The organism is Chitinophaga sp. OAE865, assembly GCF_040546735.1.
Taxonomy (GTDB): domain Bacteria; phylum Bacteroidota; class Bacteroidia; order Chitinophagales; family Chitinophagaceae; genus Chitinophaga; species Chitinophaga polysaccharea_A.
The window spans coordinates 7,552,987-7,573,224 of the sequence record NZ_JBEPOF010000001.1 but is presented as its reverse complement, the minus strand read 5'-3'; the positions used below and the strand labels follow the sequence as shown (position 1 = coordinate 7,573,224).

The 20,238-nt window shown below is 47.4% G+C and carries 20 protein-coding genes; 17 read left to right on the top strand and 3 right to left on the bottom strand.

The annotated features are described in order from the left end of the window. Window positions 1-6: 6 nt before the first annotated feature. The 12 genes from trpB (at window position 7) to ABIE50_RS30115 (ending at window position 10,874) form a co-directional block, all read left to right on the top strand. Window positions 7-1,215 carry a tryptophan synthase subunit beta gene (gene trpB / locus ABIE50_RS30170; protein ID WP_209862599.1) on the top strand — a complete coding sequence of 403 codons (1,209 nt, stop codon included), beginning with the start codon at window positions 7-9 and terminating at the stop codon, window positions 1,213-1,215. An 8-nt stretch (window positions 1,216-1,223) separates the two neighbouring features. Next, window positions 1,224-1,997 carry a tryptophan synthase subunit alpha gene (gene trpA / locus ABIE50_RS30165; RefSeq protein ID WP_209862596.1) on the top strand — a complete coding sequence of 258 codons (774 nt, stop codon included), beginning with the start codon at window positions 1,224-1,226 and terminating at the stop codon, window positions 1,995-1,997. A gap of 4 nt (window positions 1,998-2,001) precedes the next feature. After that, the gene (gene hisH, locus ABIE50_RS30160; RefSeq protein WP_142686158.1) at window positions 2,002-2,595 is read left to right on the top strand and encodes an imidazole glycerol phosphate synthase subunit HisH; all 594 of its coding nucleotides are present in this window, start codon (window positions 2,002-2,004) and stop codon (window positions 2,593-2,595) included. Window position 2,596: 1 nt separating this feature from the next. After that, a complete protein-coding gene (hisA, locus tag ABIE50_RS30155) occupies window positions 2,597-3,742 on the top strand; it encodes a 1-(5-phosphoribosyl)-5-[(5-phosphoribosylamino)methylideneamino]imidazole-4-carboxamide isomerase (RefSeq protein ID WP_209862593.1) in 1,146 nt (381 codons plus the stop codon). 11 nt (window positions 3,743-3,753) lie between these two features. Beyond that, window positions 3,754-4,509: an imidazole glycerol phosphate synthase subunit HisF gene (gene hisF / locus ABIE50_RS30150; protein WP_209862590.1), complete on the top strand. Its 756-nt coding sequence runs from the start codon at window positions 3,754-3,756 to the stop codon at window positions 4,507-4,509. A 20-nt stretch (window positions 4,510-4,529) separates the two neighbouring features. Then, window positions 4,530-5,123, top strand: coding sequence for a bifunctional phosphoribosyl-AMP cyclohydrolase/phosphoribosyl-ATP diphosphatase HisIE (hisIE, locus tag ABIE50_RS30145; protein ID WP_209862587.1), 594 nt, complete (start codon window positions 4,530-4,532; stop codon window positions 5,121-5,123). A 258-nt stretch (window positions 5,124-5,381) separates the two neighbouring features. After that, window positions 5,382-6,464, top strand: coding sequence for a redoxin domain-containing protein (locus ABIE50_RS30140; RefSeq protein WP_354028243.1), 1,083 nt, complete (start codon window positions 5,382-5,384; stop codon window positions 6,462-6,464). A gap of 70 nt (window positions 6,465-6,534) precedes the next feature. Further along, window positions 6,535-7,674 carry a redoxin domain-containing protein gene (locus tag ABIE50_RS30135; RefSeq protein ID WP_354028242.1) on the top strand — a complete coding sequence of 380 codons (1,140 nt, stop codon included), beginning with the start codon at window positions 6,535-6,537 and terminating at the stop codon, window positions 7,672-7,674. Between the two features lie 170 nt (window positions 7,675-7,844). Beyond that, window positions 7,845-8,204, top strand: coding sequence for a BlaI/MecI/CopY family transcriptional regulator (locus tag ABIE50_RS30130; RefSeq protein ID WP_142686164.1), 360 nt, complete (start codon window positions 7,845-7,847; stop codon window positions 8,202-8,204). A gap of 13 nt (window positions 8,205-8,217) precedes the next feature. Next, window positions 8,218-9,786, top strand: a complete 1,569-nt coding sequence (locus ABIE50_RS30125) for a TonB-dependent receptor plug domain-containing protein (protein ID WP_209862584.1) — start codon at window positions 8,218-8,220, stop codon at window positions 9,784-9,786. Between the two features lie 114 nt (window positions 9,787-9,900). Beyond that, window positions 9,901-10,359: a redoxin domain-containing protein gene (locus ABIE50_RS30120; RefSeq protein WP_142686166.1), complete on the top strand. Its 459-nt coding sequence runs from the start codon at window positions 9,901-9,903 to the stop codon at window positions 10,357-10,359. A 5-nt stretch (window positions 10,360-10,364) separates the two neighbouring features. Continuing rightward, window positions 10,365-10,874: a DsbA family protein gene (locus ABIE50_RS30115; protein WP_209862581.1), complete on the top strand. Its 510-nt coding sequence runs from the start codon at window positions 10,365-10,367 to the stop codon at window positions 10,872-10,874. Here ABIE50_RS30115 and ABIE50_RS30110 read toward each other — a convergent pair. After that, on the bottom strand, window positions 10,857-11,906 hold the full coding sequence (locus ABIE50_RS30110) for a formylglycine-generating enzyme family protein (RefSeq protein WP_209862578.1): 1,050 nt from the start codon (window positions 11,904-11,906) through the stop codon (window positions 10,857-10,859). The two genes, ABIE50_RS30115 and ABIE50_RS30110, sit on opposite strands and share 18 nt — an antisense overlap. Before the next feature lie 168 nt (window positions 11,907-12,074). Here ABIE50_RS30110 and ABIE50_RS30105 point away from each other — a divergent pair, with 168 nt between their 5' ends. Beyond that, the gene (locus ABIE50_RS30105) at window positions 12,075-13,439 is read left to right on the top strand and encodes a GH1 family beta-glucosidase (protein WP_209862575.1); all 1,365 of its coding nucleotides are present in this window, start codon (window positions 12,075-12,077) and stop codon (window positions 13,437-13,439) included. A 249-nt stretch (window positions 13,440-13,688) separates the two neighbouring features. Here ABIE50_RS30105 and bamG read toward each other — a convergent pair whose 3' ends face one another. Together bamG and ABIE50_RS30095 are read right to left on the bottom strand one after the other, a co-directional pair. Then, window positions 13,689-14,918, bottom strand: a complete 1,230-nt coding sequence (gene bamG, locus ABIE50_RS30100; protein WP_209862572.1) for a BamG family beta-barrel-assembly machinery protein — start codon at window positions 14,916-14,918, stop codon at window positions 13,689-13,691. Between the two features lie 9 nt (window positions 14,919-14,927). After that, a complete protein-coding gene (locus tag ABIE50_RS30095; RefSeq protein WP_209862569.1) occupies window positions 14,928-16,262 on the bottom strand; it encodes a DUF4270 family protein in 1,335 nt (444 codons plus the stop codon). A gap of 247 nt (window positions 16,263-16,509) precedes the next feature. Between ABIE50_RS30095 and ABIE50_RS30090 the strand changes: the two genes are divergently transcribed. The 4 genes from ABIE50_RS30090 (at window position 16,510) to ABIE50_RS30075 (ending at window position 20,174) form a co-directional block, all read left to right on the top strand. Continuing rightward, entirely contained in the window at window positions 16,510-17,508 is a 999-nt protein-coding gene (locus ABIE50_RS30090) for a Kelch repeat-containing protein (RefSeq protein ID WP_209862566.1), read from the top strand. After that, window positions 17,501-17,848 carry a DUF4907 domain-containing protein gene (locus tag ABIE50_RS30085; RefSeq protein ID WP_209862563.1) on the top strand — a complete coding sequence of 116 codons (348 nt, stop codon included), beginning with the start codon at window positions 17,501-17,503 and terminating at the stop codon, window positions 17,846-17,848. The genes ABIE50_RS30090 and ABIE50_RS30085 overlap by 8 nt, the downstream gene beginning before the upstream one ends. A 314-nt stretch (window positions 17,849-18,162) precedes the next feature. Then, the gene (locus ABIE50_RS30080) at window positions 18,163-19,446 is read left to right on the top strand and encodes a sensor histidine kinase (protein ID WP_209862560.1); all 1,284 of its coding nucleotides are present in this window, start codon (window positions 18,163-18,165) and stop codon (window positions 19,444-19,446) included. Further along, window positions 19,443-20,174, top strand: a complete 732-nt coding sequence (locus ABIE50_RS30075) for a LytR/AlgR family response regulator transcription factor (RefSeq protein ID WP_209862557.1) — start codon at window positions 19,443-19,445, stop codon at window positions 20,172-20,174. Before ABIE50_RS30080 ends, ABIE50_RS30075 begins: the two co-directional genes overlap by 4 nt. Window positions 20,175-20,238 lie beyond the last annotated feature (64 nt).

Genomic DNA, 20,238 nt, shown 5'->3' with positions numbered 1-20,238 from the left:
ACGGTCATGGATATTGCGATCAATACCGGCAACTCCAGGTATCAGGTGGATAAGAATGGTTATTATGGCAGATTTGGCGGAGCCTACATTCCTGAAATGCTGTATCCCAATGTAGAAGAATTGCAGTCACAATACCTTGGTATTCTCAGTGATCCTTCTTTCCAGCAGGACTTTGAAGCCCTTCTACGGGATTATGTAGGAAGGCCTTCCCCTTTGTATTTCGCCAAACGTTTGTCTGAAAAATATAAAGCAAAAATCTATCTTAAAAGAGAAGACCTGAATCATACAGGTGCCCACAAGGTGAACAATACCATCGGGCAGATCCTGCTGGCGCAACGACTGGGCAAACGACGCATCATTGCGGAAACAGGGGCCGGGCAACATGGCGTGGCTACTGCAACGGTATGTGCTCTGATGGGCATGGAGTGCGTGGTGTACATGGGTAGTATTGATATAGAAAGACAGGCGCCCAATGTAGCCCGTATGAAAATGCTGGGAGCTACTGTAGTACCGGCCACCAGTGGTAGCAAAACGCTGAAAGATGCTACCAACGAGGCTATCCGCGACTGGATCAACAATCCCGTGGATACGCATTATATCCTGGGCACCGCTGCAGGGCCGCATCCGTATCCTGATATGGTGGCGCGTTTTCAATCCGTGATCAGTGAAGAAATAAAGAAGCAACTGCTGGAGAAGACCGGCAGCGAGGATCCTGATTATGTAGTGGCCTGCATTGGCGGAGGCAGTAATGCTGCCGGCGCTTACTTCCATTACCTCGACCGGGAAAATGTAAAACTGGTAGCCGTAGAAGCCGGCGGGAAAGGGGTGCACAGCGGTTTTTCCGCTGCTACCACCCAACTGGGCACCATTGGGATCATCCATGCCAGCAAAACGCTGCTGATGCAAACAGGAGATGGACAGATCGTGGAGCCACATTCAATTTCCGCAGGATTGGATTACCCGGGTATAGGACCTATGCATGCGCATTTGTACGAATCGGGCCGTGCACAGTTCCTCTCAGCCACCGATGAGGAAGCATTGGCAGCGGCTTATGAACTGAGCCTGCTGGAGGGAATTATTCCCGCTATGGAATCGGCACATGCCCTGGCTAAACTGAAAGACCTGCCATTGAACACGGATGATGTAGTGGTGGTATGCCTTTCAGGCCGCGGCGATAAAGACCTGGATACCTATATCCGTCACATGAATAAATAAAATGGATTATGCAGAATCGTATAGATCAACTGTTTGCCAAGAAGCAACACGGCGTTTTAAATATATATTGCACGGCTGGTTTCCCGCAGTTGAACGACACTTTACCGGTGATGACCGCCCTGCAACAACATGGCGCGGACCTTATTGAGCTGGGAATGCCGTTCTCCGATCCGCTGGCGGATGGCCCTGTGATCCAGGACAGCAGCACCAAAGCGCTTCAGAACGGGATGAGCCTGCAGAAGCTGTTTGAGCAGCTTGCCGGTTTCAGAAGCAGTATCCGGGTACCGGTGATCCTCATGGGATACTTCAATCCCGTACTAACGTATGGTGTGGAAGCGTTTTGTGCCAAATGCGCGGAAGTAGGTGTGGATGGTATTATTGTACCGGACCTGCCGATGGCTGAATATGAGAATGAATACAGACCTGTTTTTGAAAAATATAACCTGCACCTGATCTTCCTGGTAACACCCGAAACCAGCGAAACACGTATCCGTAAAATAGACAGCCTGAGCAAAGGCTTTATTTACGCGGTATCCTCATCTTCCACTACAGGAAAAGACAAGGATATGAAGGACCAGCAGGCTTATTTCGAGCGACTGAAACAGCTGCAGCTGAAGAACCCGGTTTTAATTGGGTTTGGTATAAAAGATAAAGCTACTTTTGAGGCGGCATCTGCGCATGCCAATGGCGCCATTATAGGTACTGCGTTTATAAAAGCTATTGAGCACAGTACTAATATTGACGAAACGGTGAAAACGTTTATTTCGGGAATAATTCAGTAATAACATGAAAACGGTTATCATAAAATATAACGCCGGTAATATCCGCTCTGTGCAGTTTGCATTGGAGCGTTTAGGCGTAAACGGTACTGTTACGGATGATCATGAAGAGATCATGGCTGCCGACAAGGTGATTTTTCCCGGTGTGGGAGAAGCCAGTACGGCGATGCAGTACCTGAAGGAAAGAAAACTGGATGAGGTGATTGCCGGCCTGAAGCAGCCTGTACTGGGTATTTGCCTGGGAATGCAATTGTTGTGCAAACATTCGGAAGAAAACGATACCAAATGTATCGGCATATTTGATGTGGATGTGAAACGGTTTCAGTCGCCCGTAGAAAACCTCCTGAAAATACCGCAGATCGGCTGGAATAATATTACCGGTTTGCACAGCGTAGTGTTTGAGCATGTGCCGGAAAATGCCTACATGTATTTTGTGCACAGCTATTATGCAGCGCTTGGTGCAGATACAGTAGCTATTACCAATTACGTGATCAACTACAGCGCAGCCCTGCAGAAGGATAATTTTTACGCGGTGCAGTTCCACCCGGAGAAATCCGCAGTGGCCGGCGCGCGTATCATTGAAAACTTTTTGAACCTTTAAGATGAATATCCGGAAGATCAGCGCAGATGATACTTTGCAGCTCCGCAGGGATGTACTGTATCCCAACGAAACGCTGGATGCTGTAAAGGTAGACCATGATGAGGACGGGCTTCATTTTGGCGTTTTTGACCAGGGGCAGCTGGTAACAGTGGTCTCTCTTTTTCCCGGCGGTGAAAGCGCGCAGTTCCGTAAACTGGCTACTGCACCGGCTGCGCAGGGAAAAGGCTTTGGCAGGGCGATACTCGCACACCTGGCAGACATCTGCAAAAAAGAAAAAATAAAACTGCTCTGGTGTAATGCACGGGACACCGCGGTAACTTTTTATGACAGACTGGGCTATACAAGAAAAGGCGATTACTTTGTAAAAGGAGGGATCACCTTTGTTAGAATGGAACTGTCTTTGGATCAGCAAAATATGACAACTAAGAAATTTGAGATCATACCTGCCATTGATATCATCGGTGGTAAATGTGTAAGGCTTACCCAGGGCGATTACAGCCAGCAGAAAGTGTATAACGAGCATCCGCTGGAAGTGGCCAAAGAGTTTGAAGCGATAGGCGTGCGCCGCCTTCATTTGGTAGACCTGGATGGCGCCAAAAAAGGAGCGGTGGTAAACTGGAAGGTGCTGGAGAGCATTGCCGGTAAAACCTCGCTGGTAACCGATTTTGGAGGTGGTATTAAAACAGATAAGGACCTGGAAATAGTATTTGAAAGCGGTGCAGCGCTGGCTACCATAGGCAGTGTGGCAGTGAAGCATCCTGAACTTTTTTTCAGCTGGGTGAAAAGATATGGCGCCGGTAAAATATTCCTGGGCGCTGATGTGAAAGAGGAGAAGATCGCAGTAGGCGGCTGGCTGGAAACAACAGAATTATCTGTATTTGATTTTCTTGAAAGCAATATTGCACAGGGCGTCACCAATATCTTTTGTACAGATATCGCCAAAGATGGCCTGTTGCAGGGACCATCCGTTGATCTCTATAAAAAGATAACAGAACGCTTCGCAGGTATTAACTTTGTAGCCAGTGGCGGCGTGAGCAATATTGAAGATGTGGCTGCCCTGCAGGAAATTGGCTGCAGCGGTGTTATCATTGGCAAAGCGATCTATGAAGGTAATATCTCCATGGATGCATTAAAAACATTCCTGTAAACTATTAGCACATGTTGACCAAACGCATCATACCGTGCCTGGATATTAAAGACGGCCGTACCGTGAAGGGCATCAATTTTGAGAATATCCGCGATGCCGGCGATCCCATTGAGCTGGGGGCTTTGTATGCGGAACAGGGCGCAGATGAGCTGGTGTTCCTGGATATAACGGCAACGAACGAACGAAGAAAGACGCTGGCAGAACTGGTAACAGGTATTGCCCGTCATGTGAATATTCCTTTTACCGTAGGTGGTGGTATTTCTTCTGTAGAAGATGTATATGTACTGCTGCAATCCGGTGCAGATAAGATTTCTGTAAATACCTCGGCTTTTAAGGACCCCGCACTGGTAGACCGGCTGGCCCGTGAATTTGGCAGCCAGTGCATTGTACTGGCTATTGATACACGGTTTGAAGACGGCGACTGGTACGTGTACCTGAATGGAGGCCGTGTGAAAACAGAGGTAAAGGCATTCGACTGGGCCAGGGAAGCAGTAGGCCGTGGCGCAGGTGAAATACTGCTTACCTCCATGAACAACGATGGCACAAAAAAAGGCTTTGCGCTGGATATAACCGGGCAAATGGCACAGCACCTGAATGTGCCGGTGATAGCTTCCGGCGGTGCAGGCACCATGGAACATTTTACCGATGTTTTTGAGAACGCACAGGCAGATGCAGCCCTGGCAGCCAGCATCTTCCATTATAAAGAAATAGAGATTCCTGCGCTCAAAACCTTTCTCTATAGCAAGGGGGTGAACGTAAGATTTTAAGATACCTGAAATAAGTAAACATGCAGATAGATTTTCAAAAGTCGCCCGATGGCCTGGTACCGGCTATTATACAGGATGCCGTAACCAATAAGGTGCTGATGCTTGGTTATATGAACCGGGAATCAGTAGAGAAAACCGTTTTGGAAGGCAAGGTGACTTTTTTCAGCCGCTCAAAAAACCGTTTATGGACAAAGGGTGAGGAGAGTGGTAATTTCCTGATCGTGAAAGACCTGATGGTGGACTGCGACCAGGACACCATTCTCATCAAAGCCAGTCCGGTAGGCCCGGTATGCCATACCGGCGCCGATACCTGCTGGAACGAAAAGAATGTGGCCAATGATTTTCTTGCCACCCTGGAAAATATTATTACGGACAGGAGAAACAATCCTTCCGATAAATCTTATACTGCCAGTCTTTTTGCCAAAGGCATCAATAAAATTGCGCAGAAAGTAGGAGAGGAAGCAGTAGAAGTGGTAATTGAGGCGAAAGACAATAACGATGAGCTGTTCCTCAATGAATCCGCCGACCTGTTGTTCCATTACCTGATCCTCCTCCAGGCAAAAGGTTTCCAGCTCTCAGATGTTATATCGGTGTTAAAACAGCGGCATAAATAACCGGCCAGCGAAGCTGGCGTAAATTGCCTTGGCTCAGGATTTAGATGATTACGCTGATTACACCGATTTTATTTTTATTCATTAGAGGTTGATAATTAAACTTGTAAACCTAATTAAGAAAATAATAAAATCAGTGTAATCAGCGTAATCATCTAAATCCTGAGCCAAGACAATTTAAAAGCCGGCGAAACCGGCATCTTCTCCGTGAAAGAATCTCTTCGTATATTACACCCCACTAACTAATTAAAATAATTTGTAATGAAACAGATTTTCCTGTTAGCCGCTGCGGCGTTGGTTTTCGCAGGTGCGAATGCCCAGCAGGTATCGGGTATTGTGAGAGGGGCAAACGGCAAAACCATTTATCTTTTTGACGACCAGGACAATAACCCGGACGATTCGGCGGTGATAAAGAATGAACAGTTCAGTTTCCGTGTGAAAAGCGGTAAGGAGCCTTCCGTATATGCGTTGATCCTGCAGGATGTAAATTATCCCATGTTGTTTGTAACGGGGAATGATCCTATACAATTTACTACTTCCCTGGCTACATACCCGGTAGCCGCCTCCGTGAAAGGCAATGCCAATACGCTGGCAATGCAGGAATATCAAAAGGCATTTGAGCCATTGATCAAAGAGGCCCAGGAACTTAATACTGAAGCCAAACAGATCAATCCTGAAGATGAGCCGGGAAAGAATGCCTTCCGCAAGAAGGCAGAAGCTTTCAGCAAGGATGTGGTGAATACCGGTAAGCAGTTTATTAATTCGCATCCTAAGAGCATTGCCAGCATCTGGCTGATGATGAATGAGCTGCGCAGCAGACTGGAGCCGGAAGAGTTCAGGCAATTGTTTGAGTCACTTGATAAGTCTGTACAGGAAAGCCAGTATGGAAAGAGCGTAACCGTCTATGTAAAAAGCCTGAAGGCAAATGTGCTCAATGTGGTTGCCGATGATTTTTCACAGGAAGATACCAAGGGGCAGCCGGTAAAGCTGTCGTCTTTCAGGGGCAAGTACGTGCTGGTTGATTTCTGGGCGAGCTGGTGTGGTCCCTGCCGCCAGGAAAACCCCAATGTAGTAAAGGCTTATAACAGGTTCAAGGATAAAAATTTTACGATCCTGGGCGTTTCCCTGGATGATAACCGTGAGCGCTGGTTACGCGCCATCAGCCAGGATGGACTGGCCTGGACGCAGGTATCCGATTTACGGGGCTGGGGCAACGAAGTGGCAGTGCAGTACGGGGTTCAGTCTATTCCCACTAACTTCCTGGTAGATCCTGCGGGAAAAATTATTGCCCGCAACCTGCGTGGAGAAGAACTGGAGGCTAAACTGGAACAGTTGCTAAAATAGCCGTTTATCAAAATCAGGTTGTTAATGAGCGGCCGATTTTACAAATTTGTTATTCGTAAAACAAAAACCAATGAGAAAAGCAATTGTAGGTATAGCCTTTTTATTGCCGGCAGTAATGTTTGCCCAGGATAAAAAAGGTACAGCCGCAGGCAGGCCTTATACTATACAGGGAACTGTTTCCCAACAGCATGACCCTGCTACGGTGTACCTGAGAATGCGCAAAGGCGGCGAAAACTTCATGGACAGCGCACAAATCAAAGATGGTAAATTTACGTTCAGCGGCACCCTGGAAGAAGCAGGACTGGCCAGCCTGATGCTGGTACAGAAAGGCAGTGAAAAACCTGTGTCTATGGGACGTGATATGCTGGCGGTTTTCCTGGATAAAGGCGTTATCACCATCAATACTACAGATTCTATCAGCAAGGCTACCGTAACCGGTTCCAAAGCCAACGACGATTATAAAAAACTGAATGAGCTGTTGAAAGATGTGAACGAGAAAGGTGCAGCACTGCAGGCCAAATACCGTGAACTGGCCAAGAATAAGGACGAGGACGGAATTAAAAAGCTGGAAGCGGAATATGATGCACTGGATGCAGAAGAGAAAAAGATTGAGAACGATTTTCTTGCTAAAAATACCAATTCTCCCATTGCGATGTTCCTGTTAAACCAGGTAGCCGGTTATGATATCAAGCCTGCTGAAGTAACGCCGCTGTTCAAAAAATTAAGTAAAGAGGCAAAGAGCTCCCCTTCCGGTAAAGAATTTTCAAAACGCCTGGAGTCTGCCCGCAAAACAGCTGTAGGCCAGCCTGCGCTTGAATTTGCACAGGCGGATGCCAATGGGAAAAATATCAGCCTGTCGTCTTTCCGTGGTAAATACGTACTGGTGGATTTCTGGGCAAGCTGGTGCGGTCCCTGCCGTGCAGAGAACCCTAACGTGGTAAAAGCCTACGATAAATTCAAGGATAAAGGCTTCGAGATCCTCGGCGTTTCCCTGGACGACAAGAAAGATAAATGGCTGGCCGCTGTAGATGCCGATAAGCTCACCTGGACGCATGTTTCTGATCTGAAAGGATGGAAGAATGCGGCAGCAGACCTTTACGGTGTTCGCGCCATCCCACAGAATGTGCTGATTGATCCGAAAGGGAAGATCGTAGCCAAGAACCTGCGTGGTGAGGAACTGGCTTCCAAACTGGAAGAGATTTTGAAATAATTTTCCCTTCGGGAGATATAAAAAGAAAGAGGTGCAAAGGTTCATTCCTTTGCACCTCTTCCTTTTTAACCGGTTCCCTCCGCTTAGATCATCTTTCTAAAAAAATATTTGTTTATCTACGAAACATTCGTAGATTTACGAAAGAATCGTAGTTCAAATTATTAATTGCTATGGAAAAACTTACCCAGCAAGAAGAAACAGCCATGCTGGCTATCTGGAAAGTAGGGAAAGGTTTTGTGAAAGACTTCCTGGAGGCGCACAGTGCGCCGGCTCCCCCTTATACCACACTGGCATCTACTATTAAGAACCTGGAGAAAAAGGGATTTGTAGAGAGCCGGAAAATGGGTAACGTATACGAGTACACGCCTGTTATGGAAGAAGCGGCATACAAGCAGAAGTTCATGAATGGTTTTGTAAAGGATTATTTCGAGAACTCGTATAAAGAGCTGGTGTCTTTTTTCGCAAAAGAAAAAAAGATCAGTCCGGACGAGCTGAAAGAAATCATCAACATGATAGAAAAAGGTAAATAATAAAATTACGGCTATGGTACCTGCTATTTTAATATACCTGTTAAAGGCAAATATCGCGCTTACCTTATTTTTTCTGGCTTACCGGTTTGGTTTGCGCAGGCTCACCTTTTACACCGGGAACAGGTTGTTCCTGCTCACAGGTATTGTTTTTTCATCCCTGTTTCCCCTGATACCTATTGATGCGTTTGTAAACAGGCACGAAGTGCTGGCAGACAGTGTGATGACCTATGTTCCGGATCTGGGCGGCTGGCAGGCGCCTGCGCCTGTGTTTACCATCTGGACGCTGCTGGTATACATATTCTGGACCGGCGTATCGGTAATGGCTATACGTTTTTGTTTCCAGTTATTATCATTATGGAAAATACACCGCAGCTCCAAACGCAGTAAAATAGCTGATACCACGGTGCAGGTATTACAGCAACCGGTAAATCCTTTTTCTTTTTTCCGGAACATCTACATCAACCCGGTATTGCACCAGCCGGAGGAACTGCCGGCCATCCTGCGGCATGAAAAAGTGCATGTGCAGCAATGGCATAGCGTAGATGTAGTACTGGGAGAGCTTAATAACATTTTTTACTGGTTCAATCCCGGCGCATGGCTGATGAAAACAGCCATCCGTGAAAACCTGGAGTTTATTACAGACAGGTACCTGCTGAAGCAGGGCGTGGATAAAACCGCCTATCAATACAATTTAATTAAAGTAAGTGGGATCCCATATGCGACGGCCATCGCAAACAATTTCAATTTCTCACATCTAAAAAACAGGATCATCATGATGAACAGCAAAAAGTCATCACGTTATCAAATGGCGCGTTACCTGGTATTAGGACTGATGGTAGGAGGAACCGTATTATCGCTCAATTACACAAAAGCGCCTTCCGTTCATCCTTTTGCCAACGTTATTGTTAAAGATACAGTACCGCCGCCTCCTCCGGCACCGCCAAAAGCACCACCACCACCAAAGGTAGAACAGGTGACGAAAGGAGTACCAAAACCGCCCCCGCCACCAAAAGTGGAACAGGTGAAAAAGACGCCGCTCAAAGTAACTAAAGATACCGTGGCGCCCGGGCAAAAAGGAAATGTGCTCACACTTCGCGGAGTAGATCCGGATAAGGCCCCGCTCTACATTGTAGATGGCAGCCCCGTGGAATCCATTGAAGGCATTGCACCGGATGGTATCGAATCTATCAGCGTACTGAAAAACAAATCAGCTACTGCAATTTATGGCTCCAGGGGAAAGAATGGCGTAATACTGGTTACCACAAAAAAGAATGGGGAAAGACTTACGGCACCGGTAAGGGATACTGCCGGTACCATCAGGGTGATAGGATACCGGACCGATAACAACAACAGTGCACAGTCGCTTCCGGCCGGTGCATTATTGGTGGTAGATGGTAAAGAAGTTTCCAGGGAGGAAGCCAGCAGCATATCCGCTTCTTCCATCAAATCCGTAAATGTTTACAAAGGAAGCAAAGCCACTATTTACAAAGGGAAAACACATCCTGAAGGCGTAGTGATGATCACTACCAAGGGTGAAGGAAACGCCATGAGAGTTGATTCAGATACGATCATTGTTAAATAACGAAAAGGCAACAGCCTGTCACAAAAAGCCACGGTCCGCCACCGTGGCATTTTTGTTTTTGTAGAACATTATCCCCCCGCAGCTGTTTATATAGGACCAACAATTTAACCACATATGTTACAGAAAGGCGAAACAGCTCCTGATTTTACCCTGGAAGCCACACCGGAAAAGAAAGTACACCTGAAAGACCTGCGTGGAAAAAATGTTATCCTGGCCTTTTACCCGGCCGACTGGAGCCCCGTATGCAGTGATCAGATGACATTGTACAATGAAATGCTTCATTATTTTGAAAAATATAATGCTGTATTACTGGGTATCTCTGTAGATGGCGCCTGGTGTCATCAGGCATTTGCCAGTGCCCGCCAGATCCATTTCGACCTGTTGTCAGACTTCGAGCCGAAGGGCGCCGTATCCCGCGCTTACGGGGTATATGAAGAGAGAACAGGGATCAGCAAGCGGGCTTTGTTTGTAATAGATGCCAACGGCATCATTCAATGGAGCTATTTATCGCCGGTAAATGAAAACCCCGGAGCCGATGGCATCCTCGAAGCATTGGAAAACCTCAAAAAATAACTGTCATGCCTACCCTGATCCCTCCCGTAAACGCATTGGACCATGTACTCGGTGCGGCAGACGCCACTATTGAACTGGTTGAATACGGCGATTTTCAATGCCCCTACTGCCGGGAAGCATTTTTTGTAGTAAAGGAACTGCTGGCAAACTTCGCTGGCCGGCTGCGGTTCGTATTCAGGAACTTTCCATTGTCGGAAGCCCATGAGTATGCGATGGATGCAGCACTGGCTGCAGAAGCCGCTGCCAGGCAGGGCCGCTTCTGGGAAATGCATGACGCCCTTTACAACCGCCAGGCGGAATTAAACGATGGCCTGCTGATAACCCTGGCAAAGGAGCTTGAACTGGATCTGCACCAGTTCAGGGAAGATATGGAAGCGCCCAAACTGTTGAGCAGGGTGGAGGCGGATTTTGAAAGCGGTGTTCGCAGCGGTGTAAACGGCACACCTACTTTTTACCTGAAGGGCAAACGGTATAACGGCGATTACCGTGACCTGGCATCAGTGCTGACCGAGTGAGCGCACACAGCGGAAACCCAGGTTGGCCAGGCCGGATTCGGGCGTGCTTTTCATACGCGCCGATACCCGGTATCCACGGCAGTATTCATCACTGCACATAAAAGATCCTCCCCTGATCACCCGTTTGGCCTGACCTGGATCATCCGGGTCAAACGCCGCTGCAGGTCCACCAGGGTTCTTTACGCCCTTTTCCCCCTGGATATAATAGTTGGCATCGTACCAGTCTTCGCACCATTCCCACACATTCCCCGACATATCATACAACTGGTAACCGTTAGGGCTATACGATTTTACAGGCGCCAGGCCGTAATAACCGTCTGTTTTGGTGTTGTTATAAGGAAAATTACCATTCCAGGTATTGGCTTTGGGTTTACCGCTGGTAAGCGCTTCAGTTCCCCAGGGATATATTTTTCCTGCCAGTCCGCCACGTGCGGCGTATTCCCATTCCGCTTCGGTAGGAAGCCGTTTACCGGCCCATTTGGCGTAAGCCTGTGCATCCAACCAGGAAACCTGCGTAACAGGCTCGTTATCCCGCTTATCTATATTGCTGCCGGGGCCTGCAGGATGCCGCCAGGTGGCGCCTGCCACGAACGACCACCATTGCGAAATATCATTGAACGGTACTGCATGGTCGGATGGGGTGAACACCAATGCGCCCGGTTTCATCATGTCTGCCAGTGCGCTGCTGTCGGGCTCCGGTGTGCCCGGAGGTAAACTGGCCAACAGCTCTTCTTTGCTGATGGGCTTTTCCGCAGTGGTTACATAACCTGTTGCTGCTACAAACTGTGCAAATTCGGCATTGGTCACTTCATGTTCATCCATCCAGAAACTGTCAATATCCACGGTGTGTTTGGGATATTCATCGGCCATACCGGTTGAATCATCGGCGCCCATGGTAAAGGTACCAGCCGGTATCAGCACCATTTTATTCAGTGAGTCCCTGCCATCTGCCCCGGTATCCGGCTTTCCGGAAGGAGCCGCGCAGGCGCCCAGCAATGTAAGGACCAGCAAAAGATATATCTTCCCCATCATGTTTGTCTATCATTTTTGTAGGCTTTCAAAAGTAATATTTTAAAACAGCTTTTGCGAATTTTCACTCATCATCATGCCTTAACAATTATATAATTAATTTTCCCCGAAAACTGTTGTAAACTGCATGTTATTCCGGGATGCACTTGCCCCGGTTCACAGGTATTGCATATGCAAACAACTGCTGTACCCTTTACCCGAAAGGATTTCGGGGACGATTTTCTCTGGGGGGTTACTATTTCCGCATTTCAGAATGAAGGTGCCTTCAATACAGATGGCAAAGGCCCCTCTATTTGGGATACTTTCTCCAGCCGTAAGGGAAAGATCAAAGATAAGAGCCATGCCCAGGTAGCCACTGATTTTTACAACCGTTATACACAGGATATACTGCTGGCAAAGCTGCTGGGCTTTTCCGTATTCCGTTTTTCGTTGTCGTGGTCCCGTATCATACCCAAAGGTACCGGTGCGGTAAACCCCGCAGGGATCGACTTCTACCACCGGGTGATAGATGCCTGCCTGGAGCTGGGACTGGAGCCTTATATCACGCTTTATCATTGGGATTTGCCCCAGGCGCTGGAACATAAAGGCGGCTGGAGCCACCGTGGAGTTGTTTTTGCTTTTGAAGAATTTGTAAGGGTATGCGCCCGTGAATATGGGAATAAAGTGAAGAACTGGATCGTGATGAATGAGCCGTTTGGCTTTACTGCCCTGGGGTATATGCTGGGCGTGCATGCACCGGGTAAATTTGGCCTGTCGTGGTTTTTGCCTGCAGTGCACCATGCGGTGATGGCGCAGGCGGAAGGCGGGCGCGTGCTCCGGGACGAGGTGCCCGGCGCTAATATCGGCACTGCATTGTCCTGTTCCCAGATCATTCCGAACAGCAACAGTGAAGCCGATCTGATGGCCGCACGCCGTGCAGATGCACTGTTTAACCGCCTGTTCCTGGAGCCTTCGCTGGGCATGGGATATCCGACAGGCGATTTTCCATTGCTTAAACGTATTGAGCGCCGTTACGCTCTATGGCGTGACTGGGACCGGCTGGCCTTCAATTTTGATTTTATTGGTGTGCAGAATTATTTCCCGCTGGTGGTGAAATACAACACATTTATGCCGGTGGTGAAGATCTCGGAAGTGAAAGCAAGATATCGCAATGTACCGTTAACAGGGCTGGGCTGGGAGATTAACGGCAACGGGCTGTACGAAGTGCTCAGGCAGTTTGCCGCCTATGAAGGCGTTAAAAAACTGATCGTTACAGAAGGCGGCGCCGCTTTTCCCGATATACCCGGTACAGATGGCCGCATAGCGGATCTGGCGCGTATCAGTTATTTCCAGGAATATTTATCCGGCGTATTGAAAGCCAAAAAAGAAGGGATACCTGTAGAAGGCTATTTTGCCTGGACCCTTACCGATAATTTTGAATGGGCAGAAGGCTACCGTGCCCGTTTCGGTCTTGTATACGTGAATTTTGAAACGCAGCAGCGAATGATCAAAGACTCCGGCTACTGGTTCCGCGAGCTGTTGTCGCCCGGCGGGTAAAGGTCGCTTTCGGCGCGGATTTTGTCTGACTCAGAATTAAACTGATTACGCAGATTACCCTGATTTTATTTTTTGGGATCTTATAAATGATTTAAAAAGATTTCGGGAGATATAAGTAAAAAATCCGCTTCTGTCTCCCTTATCCTTTTTTAAAAATTCAAAAGTATAAAATCAAACTAATCATCATAATCATCATAATCCTGAGTCAGACAAAATCCGCGTGTCGCCGAAGGCGATACCGGCAGTTTTTTATTGCGCGAGGCGTTTGAAGAACCAGATATCCCTCAGGCTGAAGTTAAATACAGCATTGACATATGTTTCCTTTACCAGTGCTGTTCCTTCTTTTCCGCGTTGTCCTGCTTCGAGGCCTATATAATACCTGAGCTGCCCGTTTTTATTGGGAAGGGATACGCCCAATGTGCCGGAGATATCAGTGATTTGTGTGCTGCCTACCACCAGTGGGGTTTTGTTGTAGGCGAAGCCCGCCTGTAAAACAGCGCCTTCAAAACTTTGGTTATAGTAGTGCCGTTTTATCGTGTATTCCACACCGGTAGAATATCTTTCTCCATCCTGGTACCGGTAAGTAGGGCCTTTTTCATTCAGTGAATTCCACAATGAGTGCCGGTAATCGGCTACCCAGGTAATGGTACCGTTGGTAAGGCTCAGGCCCACGCCATATTCAGCGGGCAGGGTGACGAAGGAGGGATCCTGGTCTTTCTGGTATAACGAGGTACCATCCTGGTTTACGATATTGAGTTTTTCCTGGAGCTTCATGGTTGTTTCGAAGCGGTAGGTGGCACCCAGTCCGAGTTGCCAGTCCTTGCCCACTTTGCCGGTATATTGTGCACCTGCAGTAAAGTTAGGTTTGAACCCGTATTGGTTATGCTGTGTTTGTAAGGAATCCGAACCAACGTATTGTGTGATATTCCGCGGACCGAACAGGAAAGCGGTTGATACACCCACAGAAAAGTTTTTGCTGAGCTGGAAGCCATTGGAAATATAAGCCCTGTTGAAACCGCCTGTACCTGTGGTAGTGGCGGTTACCGGCGTACCGGTACCGGTTACGAACTGCTGGTTTTCCAGTTTATAGTCTATCGTGCTGAAGGGAGTGATGCCAGCCCCAATGCCCCACCACTTGGCGGCTTTAAAGCCGAGGGCCAGCCGCTTGAAGTTGATGTCGCCGGCGTTTTGTGAAATATTATTGCCGCTGTAGTTGATCTGCTGTGCTTTCAGCGACACATCAAACATAAAGTTCTGTGGTGGGAGTGCGCTATAGGAGGCGGGATTAAGTTCGTTGAGATAGCCGGAATGCCTGCGGCCGATGCCGGTGCTTCCCAGCCCGAAATTGCGGCTGTAATCCCTCGATTCCAGGTCGCCTATGCCATAGGCGGAGTAAATGGAATTGAGCCCGTGCTGCGCCTTTACAGTGGCTGTGCACAACAGGAGTATGATTAATCCGCTATATATTTTTATTCGCATGAGTGTCCTTTATTTATACAACAGGTAGTATAACTGTATTTTAAGTTTATTGTCGGTGTTCTGCTGATCGCCGGTTACCAGCCTGTCCAGCGTAGTCCTGCTGTCTGTGGCGCTTGGCGTAAGCAGCAGGCCCCGTGTGTCTGTGGTGCTGGCAGTTTGTTCTTTGATTACATAATTGGTGATATCAAAGGTGTAGTTGGTATTTTTATCATACAGCTTATCCACTGTCAGCTGGCCATATGTAAGGGTATCTGTTACCTCGTTCAGCTTATTTACCTCGCACAGCGCCATTCTTGGCGGCAGGCGGTTATCTGTGTAGGTACCGAGCACCGGTTTAAGCGTCATGTATACTTTCATTATCTTAAAGAACTGTCCCATGTACACAAGGTTTTTGATGTAAGGGATGTCTATCCGTGTAGCCGACCCTGTTACCGGTTGTGTGAAAACCCTGTTACCGGTGCTGGCGGAAGGGAGTTCTGTAACGCTGCCGGTAAGTGGCGCCAGTGGCGTGCCGGTATGGTCTGCCACTACCTGGTTGAACTGCAGGTTAGACGCCTGCATTTTGAAATCCACATATTTTACTGTGGTTATAATTTCGTTGACGTGATAGTATAACCGCATCACGAGGGAGCTGTCGGTAGCAGAGAACCCGGTAACAGCTTTACTGCCTGGTCCGCCTCTTACATTCAGCCCTTTAAAGAATTCCAGGAAAGTATTGTTTGCGGTGATATCCGGGCTTTTGTCGCGCAGCATATTAAAGAGCAGGCTGCCCAGCTGATCAGACATATGTACGGTAACGGTTTTATCGGTAAGTGGGCGGATAACGCCGCTGAAGCTGCCGATCGGCGTACTTTCGGTAGAGAAGCTGCTGTTGTTATACAGGTAGTAAAAGTTTTTGGCGGTTTGTATGGTAGATGTAACCCGGTACACCTGGAATTCCTGTGGAATAGTGGAGTCGCCGGCCATGTAGCCATTAGGGCGCATGATCAATACCATGGAGTCATATGCGGAGCCATTTACCGGGATATCTACCGAGGCTGGCTGTGCTATCTGGAAATAGGACTGGATGGTAGCGGTACCAAACAGGGGATCTGTTCTTTTACCGGCCAGCAATACCTCGGTACCGGAAGTAGGCACGGAGTCCTGTTGTACCGTTTTTACATTTACGGTGAGTGTATCTGACAGGATGTAATCTGTATTCTGGTTATTATCTACAATATTATTATAGGAAAACCCGGTTTTCTGGCAGGAAGAAACCGCCATGGCCAGTAAAAGTGCAGGAAGGTACCTGTAAAGGCTCCGTGCTATGCGCCTGAAAAATAAGTGATACATGGTATTGTTCATGGTGCGCAATTTTAGACAGGATCGATACTTTCAGTTCCTTTAATATGCCAACGGCCAAAATTCATCGATGAATAACGAAATATATCCTTTATGCCGCCAGTAGCGCAGGAACAGGCATTTCAGGCGAAAGAAACCAACTGGTAGATGAAATAACGGTATCCGTCCGCTAAAAACAGGGGAACAGCTATTTCCTGTTTGCGGGAATGCTCCTGCGGATAATTTTGGCGCTAGTAAAAAGAACATGCTAATGCGATATTTAAAAGGTTTTAGTTTATTATTGATGGCTTCCCTGGCGGCCTGTTCGAAAGGTTCAAATACTACAACGCTGGTGGGGAACTGGATGAAGCGCTCTCAATACGAAGGCGTGGCCAGGAGCTCGGCAGCTTCCTTTGTAATTGATAATAAAGCCTACGTAGGCACCGGCTATGACGGAACAGAAAGATTACAGGACTTCTGGGTATATGATGTGGATCAGAACCAGTGGACACAGATAACCTCCTTCCCGGGTGTAGCCAGGAATGGCGCCGTTGGCATGGCGATGGCCGGTAAAGGCTATGTGGGTACAGGTTATGACGGGTTAAATAAACTGAACGACTTTTACGAATATGACCCGGTTGCTAAAACCTGGACTAAGAAAGCAAATTTTAAAGGCACCGCCCGTTATGGCGCAGTGGCTTTTGCACTGAACGATAAAGGGTTTATTACTACCGGATATGATGGTAACTGGTTAAAGGACAACTGGAAATTTGATCCTACCGCTCCCGATGCCGACGCATGGACACAGGTGGAAAGCATGAACAGCGGGAAAAGAACAGATGCCTCTGTTTTTGTGATCGGTAACAAAGCCTACGTTTGTATGGGCACCGCCAATGCGGCTAATGTAACAGACTTCTACGCGTTCGACGGTACCCACTGGGCCACCCTCAACCCGATTGCCAACGTAAACGACGACAGCTTCGACGATGACTATAACTTCGCCGGCAGTTCTGCTGCAGCTTTTTCCATGCAGGGTAAAGGCTATATCGTTTCCGGCATCAAGGGCAGTTACTCTGCCGCCGTGTGGGAATATACACCGGGCACCGACCGCTGGGTACAGAAAACAGACTTTGAAGGCGCCGCCCGCTCAGGCGCGGTTGGCTTCAGCCTGAAAGACCGTGGCTTTGTTGGACTGGGCGCCAGCTCCAGCCTGTCGCTCGACGACCTTTGGGAATTTAATCCTACTGCAGAATACAATAAGAATGACTAAGCGTAATATCATTATCGTAGCCGGTATGGCCGTGATTGTGCTGGTTTTTGTGATAGGGAAATCATACCGGAAAACAACACAGGGGCCGGGCACCGATATGGTGCCGGTAGTAGTGGTGCCCTTTGAAATAAACAACGGGTGGGGATATAAGGTAAATGTAGACGGTCATACGTACATCTACCAGGATGTAATTCCCAGTATCCCCGGCAACCATGTGTTTAGTTCAAAAGAGCATGCCATGCGCGTAGGCCAGTTCGTTGCGGCGAAACTAACACAGAACAAAATACCATCCGTATCCCCGCAGGAACTGAGGGATATGCAAATAACGGAAGCGCAATAGTGCGAAGGTTGTCTGACTCAGGATTAAACTGATTAAAATGATTACCTGGATTTGACCTTTGGGATTTTAAAGGATTTTGGAAGATAGAAGCGAATATATACTGATGTGATATCTTCCTAAATCTTTTAATCTTACATAATCAAATCCAGGTAATCATTTTAATCAGTTTAATCCTGAGTCAGACAACCTTCGCGCGCGCGTTTTAAGCTGTTTTTAATTTCTTTATTAAATTTAACAAACCCTTATATCGGATTAACAAATTTTAACACAAGCCTAACCCTATCTGGTGTAAGTTTATCGCATCAAACAAAGTGATGCCAAATTTCAAACGGATTATCAGGAGTCGTCCCTTCCTTATTTCACTGCACATCCTTGGCTGGACGTGCTTTCTGTTTTTCCCTTTCTTTATTTACCGCATCCAGATCCTGCACACAGGTTTCTTTATAAAAGAACTGATCGATAACCTGTTTCTCATTGGTATTTTCTACCTCAATATTTATGTGCTGATCCCCCGTTTTTTTAACGGGAAAAAGATCGTCATTTATCTTAGCAGCATCGTTGTGCTGATTGTTTTTATTACGCTGCAGCAGGCAGCCTTAAATTATTATTTCTTCCGGAACTATGCGCACAGAGGGCATCCGATGATGACCATACGGATGGACAAAAAATTTAACAAATCAGAAGTAACATCAGACGACTTTCCACCGTTTCACCGTCGTCGTATGATGATGAGGGCAGGGTTTGTACCGGCTGTTCCCGCCGGCCAGGCAGCTACAGTTTCCGGAACTTTTGATACCACCGGTGTAGCCGTTGCCAGCCTGACTCCTGTACCTGCACTACCAGGGCAGGCAATGCCGCTGATAGATGCGGATGGGCCAAGTATCCTGGAGTACCTGTTTTTTCCGGAAGTGTTGCGGAGGTCCGGATTTTTTGCACTGCTCATGCTGTTTATGAGCGGATTTATAAAGATTGCCCTTGAATGGTTTAAAAGTGAAAAGCAACGGGAAGAACTGAAAGTGGAGAAATTAAATGCGGAACTAAAATTTTTAAAGTCGCAGATTAATCCTCACTTCCTTTTTAACTGTCTAAATACCATTTACTCACTGGCTCATAAGCAATCAGCGCAAACAGAACATGCCATTCTGAAACTGTCAACCATTATGCGCTATATGATCTATGAGTCCAACGAAGCCCGGGTATTGCTTTCACATGAACTGAAATACCTGCATGATTACATTGAGATACAACGTTTAAGGTTGCCGAAAGATATAGAGATCAGTTACCGGCTTACGGGGAATGCCGATGGGGTGCAGATTGAGCCGATGCTGCTGGTGCCTTTTGTGGAGAACGCCTTTAAACACGGGATCAGTTATACGGAAGATTCCTTTATAGATATATACATCGCTACAACTGAAGATATGATCAGATTAACAGTTAAGAACAGTCACTTTAAAGAAAGGGTAGCCGAAAGGGGCGGGGTAGGCCTCGACAATGTATTAAAACGATTGGCGCTGCTTTATGAGCATGAACACGAGATCGATATCACGGAAACCGAAAACCAATTTATTGTTGATCTTAAAATTGTGTTGAAAAAATGATAAAGTGTATTGCAGTGGATGATGAGCCGCTGGCGCTGGAGATCATGGAAGATTATATCCGCAAGGTCCCTTTCCTGAGCCTGGCCGGTAAATTCGAAAACGCGGCCACCGCGTTACGCTTCATCCAGGATGAACCGGTAGACCTGGTATTCCTTGATATCAAAATGCCGGATATCACGGGCATCCAGTTCCTCAAATCCCTTAAGTACCCGCCCATGGTAGTATTTACCACCGCTTACGGGGAGTATGCCCTGGATGGCTTTAACCTGGATGTGGTGGATTACCTCCTGAAACCCGTTCCTTTTGAACGCTTCCTGAAGGCTGCCGCCAAAGCCAGCGAAACCTGGTCAGCCTCCCAGCAGAAGAACATAAGCGCCGGCAATAACGCTATCGCCATGGATGCCGCATGGGTAAATGACTACATCTTCATAAAAACAGAGTATAAGATCATCAAGATCAACCTGGAAGATATCCTTTTCATTGAAGCACTGAAAGACTATACGAAGATCTATACACATAACCTGCCCGTACTTACGCTGCGCAGCCTGAAATCATTTGAAACCCGTTTACCGGCCGATAAATTCATCCGTGTACACCGCTCGTACCTGGTTTCCCTGAATAAGATAAACTGCGTAGAGAAAAATACGGTGATGATCGCCAACCAGTCCATCCCCATTTCCGACGGGTACCGCGACCGGTTCTATGACGTGATTAACAGAAATTCTTAATATATTTTCCCTTCGGGAGATGTGAATTAAAAGGAAACAACGCGCTGCAATACTGTCAGCGGGT